We start from the raw sequence: 16,142 nt of genomic DNA on the forward strand, positions 1-16,142 counted from the left end.
GGCGTTGCCCACCTTGAGCCGGTAGGCTCGGGGTGCTGATTCCACAAAGGAGAGCAACGCCATGACGAGAGATATCACGCCGGCTGGTTCGCCGGCGACCGGGGCTGTGGACGAAGCGTTTGCAGAAGTGCGGGCGAGCTTCGATCGGTTCTGCCTTGCGGCAGGGATCGAGGCGCTCGGCACGATGATGGAGGCGGATGTCACGGCGGCCTGCGGGCCGCGCCACGGTCGCGACGCGGCGCGGCGGGCGCACCGTTGGGGCCGAACGCGGGGACGGATCGGCTTCCACGGCGGCAAGATCGAGGTCGAGCGCCCGCGGGTCCGAGGCGTGGACGGCCGCGAGGTCACGATCCCGAGCTGGGAAACGGCGGCGGAGGAGGATTGGCTCGGTCGTTGGGCGATGAACCTGATGCTGATCAATGTGTCGACGCGCCGGTTCGGCCGCGCTGTCCGGCTGCCCGAGGGTGACGTGCCGGCACCGCCCGGATCGGGGGTTTCGAAGTCGGCGGCCTCGCGGAGGTTCGTAGCGCTGTCGGCGGCGCGGCTGGCCGACTTCATGGCTGCCGATCTGTCCGCGCTCGACCTTCTGGTGGTCCAAATCGATGGGCTGCATCTCGGCGACGATCTCGTGCTGGTCGCCGCGATCGGGGTTGACGGCGAAGGCAACAAGCATCCGCTGGCGCTGGTGGAAGGGGCGACCGAGAATGCCGCAACGGTTCAGGCCCTGCTGGACAACCTGGTCTCGCGCGGGCTCGACCCGACGGTGCCAAGACTGTTCATCGCCGACGGCGCGAAAGCGTTGTCGAAGGCGATCCGCCGCACCTTCGGTTCGGCCGCTGCGATCCAGCGCTGCCAGATCCACAAGGCGCGCAACATCATGGAACGCCTGCCGAAAGAGCATCATGCGGCCACCCGTCGGGTGCTGCGCCAGGCCTGGGAGCTCGATGACGCCGACAAGGCTGAAAAATTGATCCGCAATCTCGCGCGTCGACTCGACCAGCAATGGCCCGGCGTAGCGGCCAGCATCCTCGAAGGCCTCGACGAAATCCTGACTGTCGTCCGGTTGAAGCTGCCGAAGGAGCTTCGTCGATCGCTCGCCTGTACCAACATCGCCGAGAACATGATGGGCACCATTCGCCGCGTCACGCGCAACGTCAAACGCTGGCGGGATGCCGGTATGGCCTTGCGATGGGTCGCGGCCGGCATGATCGAGGCCAACAAGGGCTTCCGACGATTGAAGGCGCATAAGCAATTGTCGGTTCTGCGTGCGGCCCTTCAAGCTCACCACGATCGCATGACGATCAAGCCCGTTGCCCACGTCACGAGGGCCGCGTAACATTCATTCCGGCAACGTCGGCCCGACGTAGTTCAACACCGATCGGGACATCCCCCGCAGCGGGATGCCAGCCAGCTAGCGCGCCCCGCGATGCAGAATGGGGTGAGCGCTTCTTTCACCTAGTTGACCCCGACGGTCACGAACTCAGTTTTGCTCGGCCTTTGCTCCCGGTTTCTGTCCGATAGCAGATCGAAGCGGCCTGCCATTCCAAGAGAGGCTGGGAGCGCGTATGGTGCGCTGTTTAACCGCTGAACCTGGGAGCAAATCATGCAGTTCAGGACAACCGGACTACTACTGCTCGGAGCGATCGCGCTTCCCACTTCCGCGGCGGCACAAACCACCCCCGCTCCACTGGCAATTACGCGAACATTGGTCGCCACAACCAAACTGCCGACCGTCACAGACGTTCCGCTCCATTTCAAAGCGGTGAGCATTACTCTTCAACCGGACGAGAAGAGCGGCGTCTCGGCAGCCAACGGCATACTCTACCAGATGTCAGGATCGACCGAGGTCACGCTCAATGGCGAGGCCAAAATGTTCAGCGCCGGAGAGGGGCTGTTTATCGCCGGCGGAAAGACGGCGGCGCTAAGGGCGGGCGGCGGGGCGCCGTCAACTTTTCTCCTCTTCTTCCTTGTCCCCACTGTGGACTTGGGTCGGGCTGTTGAGACAGCACCTGCCACCGTCAGAGAGCTATATCGGACTGCAAATCCAATTCCCGACCTGGAATCTGGCGGTTATGATCTCAATCTCACACGAGTTACATTTCCGGCGCAGATGCCCGCCAACCTGCCACACCATCGATCCGGAGCGGCTCTGTACTATATTATTTCTGGCATCGGAGCGAACACGGTCGACGGTAAGACAGAAGCAAGGGGACCAGGTTCTTTGATTTATGAACCGTACGCCCTCGTGCACCAATGGGGAAACCCAGGCAACGATCCATTGATATTCTTGGCCTTCAACATCAATCCGGAAGGTGTGGCAGCCGTGCTTCCCGGCCCAGCAGCAAAGAAGCAATAGCTAGCTAGCGGCGGGCGCCCCACCGCGTCCAGACCACCGTTCGATCGACAATTTCTGGAAAGCGCTCGATTTGGTCGGGAAGTCGATGAGCTTGCCGAGAGAGAAGACCTCACCCTGACGTCAGCTTCGGGCTGGCGTTATGCGACTGTCTCTCTGAGCACCAAGAAGATCAAAGGACTGCATAGGAACGACTTCATCAAGGCGAGTGGTTCCTCGATCGCCCGGGATAGGTCCCTCAACTTCAAGCAGTGAGAAGCTCCGATGTTAACTGGCGAATTTTAGTCCTGCTGGCAACGAACCGTCGCCCCGTCGCCGTGTTCGGTGGAACGGGTTTTTTCGGCCGCCGCATCGTCTAGCAATTGCGCTATCGCGCATTTCCCGTCCGGATCGCGTCACGGCATCCGGATCGGGCACACAGAGGGTTTCGTCCCTCCCATGATTTTGAGCTTCGAAATTCGGGCCGAACGGCCAGGCTATCAGCAACGACAGCGGATCCATATTGTGACGGGGTCGGCATTGGCTTGCTGATGCCGGATTCTGTTCAATGTCATTGTAGCGGCGAATAAGCCACTAGCCTCGCTTGGGGAACAGCTTGTCGCGGATGTAACGAGAGGTTGGTGTTAACCGGATGCCCCGAGGTTTACGCCACGTCGCCTTGTCTATTTCTTTCTTGTCACCGATGGCGAGATGACCGGAGGCCTTATTAGCGATGAATATAGCATCGCTCATCTTCCGTCCTGATCTGGGGTTCTTGGACTTGACCTCTTTCCAGAGCTTCAACCGCCCCAGTTTGAGCTTTGGAAGCTCCTCCCGGATTTCCCTGCGCAGGCAATCTTTTTCCGTTTCTCGCCCACGCCTGCGCCCGCCCGGGAACATCCATAACCGGTCCCGCCTTCTTCTAACCAGCAAGACCCGCCCGCGTTTTGCCGCAACGAGTTTTGATGACTTCGCCATTATGTTTCGCACCGCCCAAACATCGAATCATTTGTACACTTTATAGGGATCGATTCTCGACGCAATTGTCGGCATTCCCTAACTGGCCGATGCTTGCCGACCAGCCTCGATTGCCTCATCAAAACTATGACCGGCCGCATACGTTACCTTACCCACCCGCAGGTGAAAACAGATCCAGCCGTCCCCGTTCCGTTGTGGGGCTTAAGTGAGGTCGGGAGAACACGCACGGAGGCGCTAGCGAACGCTGGATGGCTCTCGGGCACAACGCAGATCATCTCCAGCGGCGAGCGAAAGGCCATTGAGGCAGCCGAGATCATTGGAGGAGAATTGAACGTCACCGTCGAAGTGCGGGAGGCGAGGCGCCGCGACAGGCCTGGCGTAGGACCTAAGCCGCCAGACTCCACTCCTCTTCGGCCTCCTCCTGGTCACCACCTGAAGCCCTCTTCAGGAAGCGGGCCAGGGCGGCTTTTCGCGAATCGCGGTCCAACGCGTAGGCGGTCTGCTTGAACTCAACGCCGTCAAGGAGCCCTTGGATGTAGCCGGAGATCGTGTCCGCAGCCATGATCAGCGCCGTGTCAAGTGTATGGATGTATTTGCTTGTCACCGAGCCCTTGGCATGGCCGACCAGGGCCGCGATAGTCACCTCGGTAAAACCGAGATCGTTGGCGATGCTCGCGAAGCTGTGACGTAGGACGTGAGGCGTCACAGCGGATAGCGGCGAGTCCTCGAAGATGTTCTTCCAATGGCTCGGGAAGCTGCCGAACGCGTTTTCCTCGCCCTGCCCCGGGAAAACGAATGTGCCGACATCATCGGTGCGCCGTCGCTCTAGATACTCGACAACGGGCAGCCCAACGGGACGGATGGATTCACCCTCCTTACTGTCCTCCAATCGCAAGCAGCTTGCCTCGGTGTCCGCCTCCGTCCATTTCAAGCCGATCATCTCGCTTCGCCGGGAGCCGGTCAGCGCAATTTGACGGACAATGTCTACGATCGTGGCGTATTTCTCCTGCTTGGCGGCCTCGCGGAGCATCCCACCCAAAATTCGATACTATCACCCTCCCCCGCGTCCCCGCGTTAACCGCGTTAACCTCATCTATCACCCTCTACGCGCGCGAGGGCCAGGCCGTGGTCTGCCCGAGCTACGGGGTCGCTCGCCAACGAGATGGGCGCGCCAAAACAGCAGGGGGTTCTCCGGCGTGCTTTCACTTGGCGCGTGGGTGCCGAACAATCTGGCGCGGCGTAATACGGGTTTATGGTTTCGGCGGCGCGATGCTGCTCGACCGGATCGGGCCGCCTGGGCGGTGCCGCGGCGGCGTAGTTAGGATTTATTGGTTTCGGCGGCCCCGCGTTAACCTCATCTATCACCCTCTACGCGCGCGAGGGCCAGGCCGTGGTCTGCCCGAGCTACGGGGTCGCTCGCCAACGAGATGGGCGCGCCAAAACAGCAGGGGGTTACCCCGCGTTAACCTCATCTATCACCCTCTACGCGCGCGAGGGCCAGGCCGTGGTCTGCCCGAGCTACGGGGTCGCTCGCCAACGAGATGGGCGCGCCAAAACAGCAGGGGGTTTCCCGGCGTGCTTTCACTTGGCGCGTGGGTGCCGAACAATCTGGCGCGGCGTAATACGGGTTTATGGTTTCGGCGGCGCGATGCTGCTCGACCGGATCGGGCCGCCTGGGCGGTGCCGCGGCGGCGTAGTTAGGATTTATTGGTTTCGGCGGCCCCGCGTTAACCTCATCTATCACCCTCTACGCGCGCGAGGGCCAGGCCGTGGTCTGCCCGAGCTACGGGGTCGCTCGCCAACGAGATGGGCGCGCCAAAACAGCAGGGGGTTTCCCGGCGTGCTTTCACTTGGCGCGTGGGTGCCGAACAATCTGGCGCGGCGTAATACGGGTTTATGGTTTCGGCGGCGCGATGCTGCTCGACCGGATCGGGCCGCCTGGGCGGTGCCGCGGCGGCGTAGTTAGGATTTATTGGTTTCGGCGGCCCCGCGTTAACCTCATCTATCACCCTCTACGCGCGCGAGGGCCAGGCCGTGGTCTGCCCGAGCTACGGGGTCGCTCGCCAACGAGATGGGCGCGCCAAAACAGCAGGGGGTTACCCCGCGTTAACCTCATCTATCACCCTCTACGCGCGCGAGGGCCAGGCCGTGGTCTGCCCGAGCTACGGGGTCGCTCGCCAACGAGATGGGCGCGCCAAAACAGCAGGGGGTTCTCCGGCGTGCTTTCACTTGGCGCGTGGGTGCCGAACAATCTGGCGCGGCGTAAGCGGAAAACAAGGCGATTGCTAACCAATCGCCCTTGCGCAAGCTTAGTCTACGAAGAGTCCGATTCCAAAGAACGTCTACGCGTCAGCAATTGGATTGTGCAAAGACTCTATAATGATGCAGTCAAGAAAACCGTCGAACTCTGACTTCTGACGGTCTTTCAACATGTAGTCGATCCAACCCGCGTTCGCACCGTCGCGGACAAGAATCCTGCCGTGACCCCACTCGACCTTCGCCCAACACTCGCGGATCATTTTTTCAAGGGTGATGGCATCGAGGTGTGAGGGCAATTCAATCGCACAATGAATATGCCATCGACCTGACGCGCCGCATTCCCATGGACGTAACGCGCGGGCGCGGACCTCGCCTTTTTCAAGTACGGGTAATACACGAAGACGTTTGCCGTGCCGACGAAATGCAGATCCATATACAGCTCGGTTGAGAAGGTTCATGAAGTGCCGAAACGCTTGTCTGCACCGATAGTCGTCGATTTTTAACCAGCCGCCGCGGTCGGGCTGCCAGGCTTGCTTCAAGGTTAGAGTGACGTCGCAAAACTCACCCCAGCTGCTGGTATCGAAGAAGTGTGATTTGGCGGATTCAAAAGGATCAGATCTAACTTCCATCGAATAGTCATACGCCTCACCGCGGGAAAGGTCCTTCTCGCACAATCCATGCTCGCCAGCGAGTCCGGTTTCCCCTGGGAAGCTCCCGTTCATTGAACTACGGCCGCAAACTCACTTTTTATCCGTTAAGCGTTGGTTGAGGATTAAGAACCCGCACAGTCTGGCGATGCGCCGGATTGACGAGGGGACGTTTTAGCGCCATCTGGTTTGTCCTGTTTCACGCGCCAGGATGTTATCGAACCAAGTATGGCGTGTAAGCCGCACGCTGGGCAACTCACGTCGAGACCCAGCTCCGCCTTGCTCTGCAGGATCTCTCGCTCGATCCCGCACTGATCGCAGAACCAATTGAATCTGACGGGGCCGAAATACCAGTCCTCGCTGCCGTTCTCGTGCTCCACGGTAAACATTTGTCCGCAGTTGCCGCATTGGGGTTGATGCCCGTTATCGAGAAACTTTTGGGTGCGTCGGATGGGTGTCTCGCATACACAGGTAAAGGTGATGCCGTCCACGAGAACGACACCCCATACCGTCGACGCGACGACGTGATCCAACTCTTGAACGATCTGTTCGACGTTCTTACGGATGGTGCTTACGTCCCGAGGCTCCGACTTTTCCATTTGCCGGATGGTCGGGACGTGGATGTAGTTGCCAAGTTGATGGTACATCTTGGATGCTCGTTGCGCGCTCAAGCGCCGGTCTTCGCCGATCGTGACCCACTGGCCAGGCGGGTCAGAGCCGACGGGTTCCGTCTGCATCGACAATATTCGGCTTTGGTCAGCGCCGGGATCGATCTGGATCAGCTCCTTCATCACTTTATCTGGTTGCCATAACTTCATTGCTTTTAATGAGACATCGCGAAGGTAGTACGCAAGAACGTCATACGCCAATGCTTCGACGCACTTGCGCGCCTCAAGGCAGGCGTAGGTGAGGCTATCTTCATCGCCCGCTGCTAGCAGCGCCTTCGCTTTCGTGAGTCTTTGTCGGGCGATATCGCGATACTGGTATGACATTGGCGCGGTCCGATGAGTCGTTGCGGGCCGGAATATATCACAATCGACCGTATGTTGCCGAGTCGAAGGCTACCATGGTGCACAGTGGTGCGTATGATCATCGGTGTGAAAATCGGTTCGAAGATTTCCCCGCTCGTCATCGTCATCATCAGGTGTTGGCGGTGGTCGTGTTGATGTGGTTTTCGGTGCCTGGCGGGGTGGCGGAATTCGGTGGGTAGCGCCGGTGATGAACATCCGATGCAATTTGCCGTCCTTTCATGGTCGGAGGCGCGACGACCCGCAGGATGCCAGACCAAGGCTAAGCTGTCGCCAATGACGGCGCGTCAGAAAGGCGGTCTTAACGACCGAATATTAATTGCCTGCCGCTTTCAGTCTTGTATCTTGCTACGAATTGAAATGGCGAACCGCCCCGTCGTTCGTGAGTTCAGCCCATCGCGCAAAGACCCGCATTGGCCCGCGCAAACTGGCGCGGGACCAATGACGAGCCCCAGCGGCGCAGTTGTGCCCAAAGCCTGCACTTAAACTACCAGTTCGCGGATGCCCTCTGGGAGAATGGCTTGCACGACAGGGTCCGACCATTCAACAGCCTGTTCGGCGATAATGACTTTCGCCGCGATATCAACCGGCGCGGGCAAGTTCGCAGCCTCTACATGCAGATGAAGATCAAACTGTGCAGGCAACTCATCGAGTGCTAGCACGAAGATAGTGTCATAGTATTCCCGTGTCGCTCGGAACTGCTCACATTGAAGCGCGCTGTGCTTCGCTCCAATTTCCGGACGTTCGAACCAATAAAACGCGACCGGATCGCGCGGCTTCATGGCATCTCGAATATCCGGCACCGAAATCGGAGAATGAAGATAATCCAATGAGCGCGGCTCCTTCGGGGGCTTAGGCGGCTTCAACAAGCCGATATACTCGGCTGCGTCCTCCCGGCTCGCAAGCAACGACCCGCTTCCCTCGACATCAAATTCGATGCGAAGACCCTCGGCCACAACGCTGCTATCATTTATAATATAATACCCAATCGCAGCGGCTGTGCCGACATGCCAGACGTGTTCGTGCAGTTTCGCGTAGTGGTCCCGAACCTTCTCTTCGAATGACGAGTAGTCGGCATGATAACAGTCCACTTGGCTTTCCGAAATGCCGCCAACAGCCTGCCACATGCTGTTCGTTGGATAAACCGATGCGCGAGGACGCTTCTCTAAATATGCGGTGGCGAGGCGGTGGCCTACCTTTGCATTGAGCGGCTTAAGAACCGGCCTAAGCAGCCGGATTTCTGACGTCGCCTCGTCAAAGTTTTCGAACGCGGCGATGATGATCGGCCTTTGGCTTAGTGCCTGTTTGAGATTGCGTTCAAGCTGGGTAATTTTTCGCTGATCGTCCGTCTGTTCGACAGGGAGCAGCCATTCGGCGGCTGGTTCGTAAGCTTTTATTTTGGCGATCGCTGCCCGAATGAGAGGGCCAGTGTCGTGGGAGAAGATCGCCGCGCCATTACCAAAGGACAAAGCCTCGGCGACAAGCTGGTCGTCAGGATTTGAGGGATCGAGGTTAGCGTGTTCCGTCCACTTGAAGCGGGGTGCTCTAGAGATCACAATGCGCACGCGAATGGGATGATCCCTTATCACCAGCGCAAAGTCAGGCTCGCTAGAGGCCTTCTTGATAAGCTGTAACGCCAGCCGGGCTCGGTCGCGACGGCGTTGATTTGTGCCCGTCTTATGTTTGTCGAGCTCATTAATGACGCTCGGTGCGACCATAACATCGACGGCTTTGACGCCCGGAAAAAGATCCTTCCATGGGATATCCTTTAGGTCCTTAACCTGAAGGAAGCCGTTTGTGTCAGTAAAGAGTATCCTTGTTTCGCTATCGTCCATCCCATGGGATTTAGGACGATCTTCGCGGACGCGCAATTCTCTATGGTTCAAAGTATCGAGCGCCGCTGTTGACGATTGGTCAGCCGTGCGCGTCTTTCAGTAAAGCCCGTGCAGGTTCGAAGCCTAGAGCGATCATCTGCGGATCAATGTCGTATAGCCGCGCGGCCTATCTTTGCCCTAGCGCGCCCAAACCACGCGATGGGCTTCTACTCCGCCACAAACCGTGGTGCGCGCCGACTGCATGATGTCGGCAAGCAGTGGCTCCAAATCCAATCTCTAGCGCAGCGTCCGCGCGGCGTCGTCCAAGGTCCCGCGTCCGCTGCCGTCGTGAAGGAAGTTGCTGCGTAAAGGGCCTCGAACTTCTTTGCCTTGTGGTCGCCGATCAACTGCTTGATCTTCGACCTCCCCACATGCCATCTTGTTTGCGCGTACGGCTACAGTGCGAATGCGCACCACGCTTCCAGAAGCATCCGACGCTTGGCTAGCTTCTCGCCCCGATGATAGTCGCTCCCGCCCGACTGCCGCTAACGACTGCCGCTAATGCCGCTAAATTGTCGTGTAAGTCATTGATTTCATTAGCTGGCGCTCCCTAGGGGAATCGAACCCCTGTTTCAGCCTTGAGAGGGCCGCGTCCTAACCGCTAGACGAAGGGAGCGTTGGCCTGAGGGAATAGCCGCGAATTTCGCCGACTGCAAGGCCGGGCATCCACGTCCTAGCCGCCCAATCAAGCAAGAAAAGACGTGGATGGCCGGGTCAAGCCCGGCCATGACGGTGAAGACGGTGAATCAGGGTTCGTTGACGAATTTCAGCTTTCCGGCCGGTTTGAGCGTCTTCGCGTCAAACGTGCGGATTTCGGTCACCCCGCCTATATCAAGGGTCACCAGCAGCCGGTCGCCGGCGACGCCGGTTGCGACGATGCGTGCGCCTTTCGGCAGCGTCGCGGTAATGTCGGTGGAAGCCGCCGTCGCGCTTCCCTCGCCGTGGTAAAGGCGGTAGCCAACGGCGATCAGGACGACGACCACGGCCAGCGCCGAGGTGAGGCCCGCGATCATCATCATCCGCCGCACCCGCGCAAACAGCGCGGCCTGCTCGGGGGTCGGTTCGGGCGCAACGGTATCGGTCATGCAAGGCTCATCTTTGGAACAGGAATTTTCTTCGAATAGCGGTCAAAGGCTGGAGGTCACCGTCGGCGGCGACGAGGGCTCGCTCCGGCTCGACCGCGTGCTCGCGGTGCTCCGCCCGGAGCTGTCGCGCTCGCGGCTGAAGGCGCTGATCCTCGCCGGTTCCGTTACTGCCAAGGGGGGCCCCATCCGCGACCCCGCTTATCATGTCGCGAAAGGCGATACGATCACAATCGACGTCCCGGAGGCCGCCCCGCCGGAGCCGGGGGCCGAGGATATCCCGCTCGACATTACTTACGAGGACGACGACATCATCGTCATCGACAAGCCGAAGGGCCTGGTGGTGCATCCCGCCGCCGGTCATGAGACCGGCACACTGGTGAATGCCTTGATCGCCCATTGCGGCTTAAGCCTTTCCGGCATCGGCGGCGTCAAGCGGCCGGGCATCGTGCACCGGCTCGACAAGGACACCACGGGACTGATGGTGGTGGCCAAGAATGACCGCGCGCACGCATCGCTGACCGCGCAATTCGCCGATCATGGCCGCACCGGGCCAATGCAGCGCGGTTATATGGCCTTTATCTGGGGCGTGCCGACCCGCCAGCGCGGCACCGTGGACGCGCCGATCGACCGGCATCCGTATGCCCGCGAAAAGATGGCGGTGCGCGAAAGCGGGCGCGAGGCGGTCACCCATTGGGAGCTGCGCGAAGCGTTTTCCGGGCGCGACGGCAAGCCGGTGGCCTCGCTGCTGGCCTGCCAGCTCGAGACCGGACGCACCCATCAGATCCGGGTGCACCTGTCCCATATCGGCCATCCCCTGATGAGCGACACCGTCTACGGCTCGCACTTCAAGACCAAGGCCGGCCACCTCGGCCCGAAGGCCCAGGCGGCCCTGACCGCCCTCGGCCGGCAGGCCCTACATGCTTACCTCCTGGCCCTGGAACACCCGAGGACCGGGGAACTTTTGCATTGGGAAGCGCCTCTACCAGAGGATTTGCTTCTCCTGCAAAGCGCCCTCGAAGCGGCGCTATGACGCAGGGCCTTTGGAAAAGTGTTGTTATGCCAATAGGTTATGGCAGCCACACGGGGACGTGACGTCAGCAATCCTTCCCTATCCGCCCCATTTTGGTGTATGTTGCACCTGCGTTGAATATCCAACGCGGAACATCGCAGGCCGACCGGCTTTGACAAAGCGGCCGTCTGCCGGGCCCGCCGCTATCGGGGGCCTGAACCACTGGAGGGCGCTCGAATGGCCCGTACAGCTACCTTACCGGTTCTCAACGGAGAATCCGGACTTTCCCGATACCTCGCCGAGATCCGCAAGTTTCCGATGCTGGAGCCCCAGCAGGAATACATGTTCGCCAAGCGCTGGCGCGAGCATGACGATCGCGACGCGGCACATCACCTTGTCACCAGCCATCTCCGGCTCGTGGCCAAAATCGCCATGGGCTATCGCGGCTACGGCTTGCCGATCTCCGAGGTCGTCTCGGAAGGCAATGTCGGCCTGATGCAGGCGGTCAAGCGGTTCGAGCCCGAGAAGGGTTTTCGACTCGCTACCTACGCCATGTGGTGGATCAAGGCGTCGATACAAGAGTACATCCTGCGTTCCTGGTCGCTCGTGAAAATGGGCACCACCGCGAACCAGAAGAAGCTGTTCTTCAACCTGCGCAAGGCGAAGAGCAAGATCTCCGCGCTGGACGAGGGCGATCTCCGCCCCGACCAGGTGGCAATCATTGCCAAGCGCCTTGGCGTCACGGCTCAGGACGTGATCGACATGAACCGCCGTCTCGGCGGCGATGCGTCGCTCAACGCGCCGATCCGCGACGACGGCGAAGCCGGCGAATGGCAGGACTGGCTGGTCGATAACTCGCCCAACCAGGAAGTCATGATGGCCGAACATGAAGAGTTCGATCATCGCCGCCAGGCGCTGAACGGCGCCATCGGCGTGCTCAACCCCAGGGAACGCCGCATCTTCGAAGCGCGGCGTCTGGCCGAAGAGCCGATGACGCTGGAAGATCTCGCCGCCGAATTCGGCGTGTCACGCGAACGCGTGCGGCAGATTGAGGTCCGCGCCTTCGAGAAGGTGCAGTCGGCCGTGAAAGGCACGATTGCCCGGCAGGAACAGGCCGCACTGGAAGCCGCGCTCTAAGCACGCGGTCAAGGCAAGAGGTAACGAAAGCCGGCGGCAACGCCGGCTTTTTGTTTGGGAGCGCGCCGCTTCAACTCAAGGACTGTCGTCCTCCGCGAAAGCGGGGGGACCCAGTACGCCGCGGCGGTCGAGAGACGACGCGCAGCAACTACGGCCTCTGGAACGCTTGATCGCCCGGACACCTATCGCGAAGACGCGCTTCGCTTTTGCCGGGCGACGACGATCGAGATTCAACTACCCGAAGCTCGCCTCCGCCGGCTCGACCACCGCGGTGTCGCGCTCCCAGCCTTCGTTCTCGAGCTTGATATGCTGGATCGCCACCGCATTGGCGTTGGCGTCGAGATCGGGCAGCGCCTGATATTCGGAAACCCAGCAGCGAAACACCTTGTAGGACAGCACGAACTGACCGGCTTCGTTGAACATGTCGATGGTGATGTCCTTGCGGAAGTCCTTCAGCGACACTTCGGAGCCCGGTGCTGCGCCAAAACTCCAGACCTTGTTGGCCCATTGCTCGAACGCCAGGTCGTGGGTGACGCCGCGCTCCAGCGTGATCGGATCGAACCGGGTAATGCCGGGCGATTTGCGCCACATCGAGGGATCGCCGCCCTCGCGATGCTCGACCACTTCGGTGGTCCGCCTGAGCGCGCTGACCCTGGAGATGCCGGCGACGTACTGGCCATCCCATTTCACGCGGAATTTGAAATTCTTGTAGGGATCGAAGCGCTGCGGATTGACGGTGAACTCGGCCATGATCCAAAACCCTTCAAGTTGTGCCCCTCCCGACCACGCGCCGAGATTGCTTGAACCCGTGGGTCCGGTCAATCGACTAAGACAGGGAGAGACCAACGCGGTCCATCGGCCGGCCGCGGCAGCAGACGAGGCGCATCGTGGCGATCACCCTGCAATCGACCATCGGCGGCTTTTCCGCCGAATTCATGCGCAGGCTGCCGCAGCTCGAGCAGGCCATGACCGCGAACGGGCTCGATCCGACCGAGTTCGTGATCTCCAAGGACCGCGCGACGCCGGCGACCGTGCCGCTGATCGGGCCGTTCTTCTACGAATACACGGTGTCCTTCGGCGACGAGAAATTCACCGTCACCGAGCCGAACGACATGAGGTTTCTGGAATATTTTTACGCGCGCTGCGTCGCGCCCGACGAGGCCGGGCCGGAGCCGCAAGCGCTGCGGCCGCCCGGACTGATCAGCCGTATCTTTCGCTGGATGACGCACCCGATCTGAGCGGCGCGCGGCCCTACTCTCCCCACTCGCGCGCCATTTTTGCCAGCGCGCAGCCTTCGCAATAGCGGGCGTCCTTGAAGTCGATCCAGTTATGGGCATAGACGCGATCGAGCGGGATATCGTAGCGCGCGCGCAGGACCTTCACCAAAATCCGCCACGCCGCGACCTGCGCTTCGGTCGGCCCGCGCGTGACGTCGGGATAATTGCCGGCGAATTCCACGCCGATCGAGGTGTCCTTGTTCACCTGGTGATAGGTCTTGCTGTTGTCGATATATTTGTTGTCGTTGCGGTCGGCGCCATCGGTATGGGTGGGGACGAGATGATCCGCCACCGCCCAATAGACCGTGCCGTCGGTTTCGACCCAGACCATGACGCCGCGCCTTGTCGGGTTCCTGAACTGCGCCTCGGCGCCCCCGCGCGCGGAACCGACCGGCCCCTCGGTCTGGTGCACGATGATGTTGCGCCAGGGATGGGCCTTTGCGACGTCGCCCCAGGGCGACAGCCAAACCATCTTCAGGCCGGGAATGTCAGGCGTACCCGACGACCGCGCGATCGTCGCGAGGTCGGGCTTCTGCGCGGAAGCCGAAGTAAACAGCGCGATGGCGAACAGCGCCGTTGCAATCAGACGGAAGATCATCGCTCTCTCATCCAGTGAACCTACTGGATAGCACGCTCACGCACGCCTGCGCAGCGTCACATCCGACAGCGCCGGGATTTCGATCGCGGGCACCAGCGGCGGCGCCGGGTCGTAGGCCGCAAAGCAATTCCGGCCGCTCTTCTTGGCGTCGTAAAGCGCGTGGTCGGCGGCGGCGATCAGGCGGTCGGGGAACGGGCCGATCTCCCGGTTCCATTGCGCGACGCCGATCGAGACCGCGATCGGAATATCGGAGCCTACGCATTGCTCGGCGTCCAGGCGGCAGACTTCCAGCACGCGGCGCGCGATCATCGCGCCCTCGCGCAGCGTCGAGGAGGGCAGCACGATGCAGAATTCGTCGCCGCCGGTGCGCGCCAGGAGGTCGCCGGGCCGCAGGCGGGTCTGCGCCATCAGGGTGAAATGCTGCAGGCAGAAGTCGCCGGCGGCATGACCGTGGGTGTCGTTGATGCTCTTGAATCCGTCGAGATCGATCACCAGCAGCGCGAACGGCTGGCCGCTGCGCTCCGATCGGGCGCATTCCTCGGTCAGCCGCTGCACCAGATGCCGCCGGTTGGCGACGCCGGTGAGGTCGTCGAGCAGCGCGAGATCAGCGACTTCGTTGCGCAGCCGGTCCATCGCCATCAGCAGGAAGCCGAAATTCAGCGCCATCGACAGGAACACCAGCACCAGGATCATGGCCGACTGCAGCTGGTTGAACTGCAGGAAGGAGAATTCGCCGCCGCCACTGACGAGGCAAGCGATCAGCCGCAAGGCATAGAACGAGATGATGAGAATGGAGACGGTGCCGGCCAGCCGGGCGCCCGGATTGATGCGGCCCTCATGCGGCGTCAGCAGCAGTCTCAGGCTCATCAGGAGCGGCAGCGACTGGGCGATCGAATAGATCGTAACCCGCATCTTCACGCTGTCGTAGCCGAAGATGAAGATGGCGAGGCCCGCAAAGGTCAGCCCCGTGATCAGCAAGGTGGCGCGCCACGTCACCGGCCGGCCGAAGAACTTCCTGATGCCCATCGCGGCGAGGCAGGCGGCAAAGACCAGAGCCGTGCCGGCGGCCAGCAGCGGCAGCAGCGACTCCGTCATCACGACGCGCAGCATCGCCATCGCCGCGCCGACCGCCGCGACGAACGCCGACCCGGTCCAGAACCGGGCCGCATCGAACGACGGATAGCTGCGCATGACGTAGGCCCAGATCAGGCCCAGCGCCAGAAAATTGATGACGAACACCGTCCATAGCGTCGGAACGCTCAGCATCGCAAACCCGAAACGCACATGGCCGCGTCTCCCCTGTTATCCGCCCGCCCAAAGCTTTCGCGCCTCAAGGCGTCTCCCCCCACGACAATCCCCGTTGTCTTGCAGACAAGTTGCAGCCATGTCGCTTAACGGACTCTGACCGTGGCCTTTGCAATCCCCACCGTGGTTTTAAATTGATGAAGAGCGCAGCTCGTTGGGGCCGCGTTAACCGTGACGCGGCGACGCCGACGGCGTCGCGCAGCTGCATTTTCGGGAAAAATCGCGTCAAAACGCATAACAGCTGTGGATAACATCGTGACCGCGGCGTGACAGCACGCGGCAGCGCGCCGCGAATCTGTTGGGATTGTGATCGAGGATGTTGCGAGGCTAGCCCTCCGCCAAGCATGCCTCGGTGTCGCGTTTCAATCCATTAAACCCTTGAGAGGATACTATGGCTAAGAAAGCGAAGAAGGCGAAAAAGGCGAAGAAGGCGAAGAAGGCCAAGAAGTCGAAGAAGTGACTTCAGGCCCGGGTGGGGCGCTCAGCTCCGCCCGGGCATCCAACGCCAGGCATGATCTTTCGAAAACGGCGGGCGCAAGGCCCGCCTTTTTGATTCTGGGTCAATGCGATCCCCCGCCCCGTCATTGCGAGCCAACGGGTCGGCGCAAAGCGC

Annotated in this window: 14 protein-coding genes, 1 tRNA gene and 1 pseudogene; 6 read left to right on the forward strand and 10 right to left on the reverse strand. The window is 60.9% G+C overall.

All coding sequences use genetic code 11. The features are described from left to right. Nucleotides 1-61 precede the first annotated feature (61 nt). From V1289_RS14095 to V1289_RS14105, 3 genes are all read left to right on the forward strand, one after another. Nucleotides 62-1,336, forward strand: a complete 1,275-nt coding sequence (locus V1289_RS14095) for an IS256 family transposase (protein ID WP_334397504.1) — start codon at nucleotides 62-64, stop codon at nucleotides 1,334-1,336. Nucleotides 1,337-1,603: 267 nt separating this feature from the next. Next, a complete protein-coding gene (locus V1289_RS14100) occupies nucleotides 1,604-2,356 on the forward strand; it encodes a cupin domain-containing protein (RefSeq protein WP_334397505.1) in 753 nt (250 codons plus the stop codon). Nucleotides 2,357-2,410: 54 nt separating this feature from the next. After that, nucleotides 2,411-2,608, forward strand: a complete 198-nt coding sequence (locus V1289_RS14105; protein ID WP_334407454.1) for a 4a-hydroxytetrahydrobiopterin dehydratase — start codon at nucleotides 2,411-2,413, stop codon at nucleotides 2,606-2,608. 318 nt (nucleotides 2,609-2,926) lie between these two features. On the opposite strand, the gene V1289_RS14110 is transcribed toward V1289_RS14105, so the two are convergent. From V1289_RS14110 to V1289_RS14140, 7 genes and pseudogenes are all read right to left on the reverse strand, one after another. Beyond that, nucleotides 2,927-3,310 carry an NUDIX hydrolase gene (locus V1289_RS14110; RefSeq protein WP_334397506.1) on the reverse strand — a complete coding sequence of 128 codons (384 nt, stop codon included), beginning with the start codon at nucleotides 3,308-3,310 and terminating at the stop codon, nucleotides 2,927-2,929. A 385-nt stretch (nucleotides 3,311-3,695) separates the two neighbouring features. Next, nucleotides 3,696-4,358, reverse strand: a pseudogene (locus V1289_RS14115) (tyrosine-type recombinase/integrase); the annotation flags it as partial. A gap of 1,294 nt (nucleotides 4,359-5,652) precedes the next feature. Beyond that, nucleotides 5,653-6,243 (reverse strand): hypothetical protein, encoded by a 591-nt coding sequence (locus V1289_RS14120; protein ID WP_334397507.1) that lies wholly within the window; start codon nucleotides 6,241-6,243, stop codon nucleotides 5,653-5,655. Between the two features lie 98 nt (nucleotides 6,244-6,341). After that, nucleotides 6,342-7,208, reverse strand: coding sequence for a hypothetical protein (locus V1289_RS14125; protein WP_334397508.1), 867 nt, complete (start codon nucleotides 7,206-7,208; stop codon nucleotides 6,342-6,344). A gap of 518 nt (nucleotides 7,209-7,726) precedes the next feature. Next, entirely contained in the window at nucleotides 7,727-9,079 is a 1,353-nt protein-coding gene (locus tag V1289_RS14130) for a PIN domain-containing protein (RefSeq protein ID WP_334397509.1), read from the reverse strand. 580 nt (nucleotides 9,080-9,659) lie between these two features. Further along, nucleotides 9,660-9,734: transfer RNA gene (locus V1289_RS14135), tRNA-Glu, on the reverse strand. 130 nt (nucleotides 9,735-9,864) lie between these two features. Continuing rightward, nucleotides 9,865-10,203: a hypothetical protein gene (locus V1289_RS14140; protein ID WP_334397510.1), complete on the reverse strand. Its 339-nt coding sequence runs from the start codon at nucleotides 10,201-10,203 to the stop codon at nucleotides 9,865-9,867. Between V1289_RS14140 and V1289_RS14145 the strand changes: the two genes are divergently transcribed. Further along, nucleotides 10,202-11,233 carry an RluA family pseudouridine synthase gene (locus tag V1289_RS14145; protein WP_334397511.1) on the forward strand — a complete coding sequence of 344 codons (1,032 nt, stop codon included), beginning with the start codon at nucleotides 10,202-10,204 and terminating at the stop codon, nucleotides 11,231-11,233. The genes V1289_RS14140 and V1289_RS14145 overlap by 2 nt on opposite strands. A 216-nt stretch (nucleotides 11,234-11,449) precedes the next feature. Beyond that, the gene (gene rpoH / locus V1289_RS14150; protein ID WP_334397512.1) at nucleotides 11,450-12,349 is read left to right on the forward strand and encodes an RNA polymerase sigma factor RpoH; all 900 of its coding nucleotides are present in this window, start codon (nucleotides 11,450-11,452) and stop codon (nucleotides 12,347-12,349) included. A gap of 234 nt (nucleotides 12,350-12,583) precedes the next feature. Here the strand turns inward: rpoH and V1289_RS14155 are convergent, their stop codons facing one another. Continuing rightward, nucleotides 12,584-13,099 carry a phage tail protein gene (locus V1289_RS14155; protein WP_334397513.1) on the reverse strand — a complete coding sequence of 172 codons (516 nt, stop codon included), beginning with the start codon at nucleotides 13,097-13,099 and terminating at the stop codon, nucleotides 12,584-12,586. Between the two features lie 137 nt (nucleotides 13,100-13,236). Here V1289_RS14155 and V1289_RS14160 point away from each other — a divergent pair, with 137 nt between their 5' ends. Beyond that, nucleotides 13,237-13,587: a hypothetical protein gene (locus V1289_RS14160; protein WP_334397514.1), complete on the forward strand. Its 351-nt coding sequence runs from the start codon at nucleotides 13,237-13,239 to the stop codon at nucleotides 13,585-13,587. Nucleotides 13,588-13,600: 13 nt separating this feature from the next. Here V1289_RS14160 and V1289_RS14165 read toward each other — a convergent pair whose 3' ends face one another. Both V1289_RS14165 and V1289_RS14170 read right to left on the reverse strand, forming a co-directional pair. Then, complete coding sequence (locus tag V1289_RS14165; RefSeq protein ID WP_334397515.1) at nucleotides 13,601-14,224, reverse strand: peptidoglycan recognition protein family protein; 624 nt, start codon at nucleotides 14,222-14,224, stop codon at nucleotides 13,601-13,603. Between the two features lie 36 nt (nucleotides 14,225-14,260). Then, on the reverse strand, nucleotides 14,261-15,490 hold the full coding sequence (locus V1289_RS14170; RefSeq protein ID WP_334407455.1) for a GGDEF domain-containing protein: 1,230 nt from the start codon (nucleotides 15,488-15,490) through the stop codon (nucleotides 14,261-14,263). Between the last annotated feature and the right edge of the window lie 652 nt (nucleotides 15,491-16,142).

The organism is Bradyrhizobium sp. AZCC 2289 (assembly GCF_036924615.1).
GTDB lineage: Bacteria > Pseudomonadota > Alphaproteobacteria > Rhizobiales > Xanthobacteraceae > Bradyrhizobium.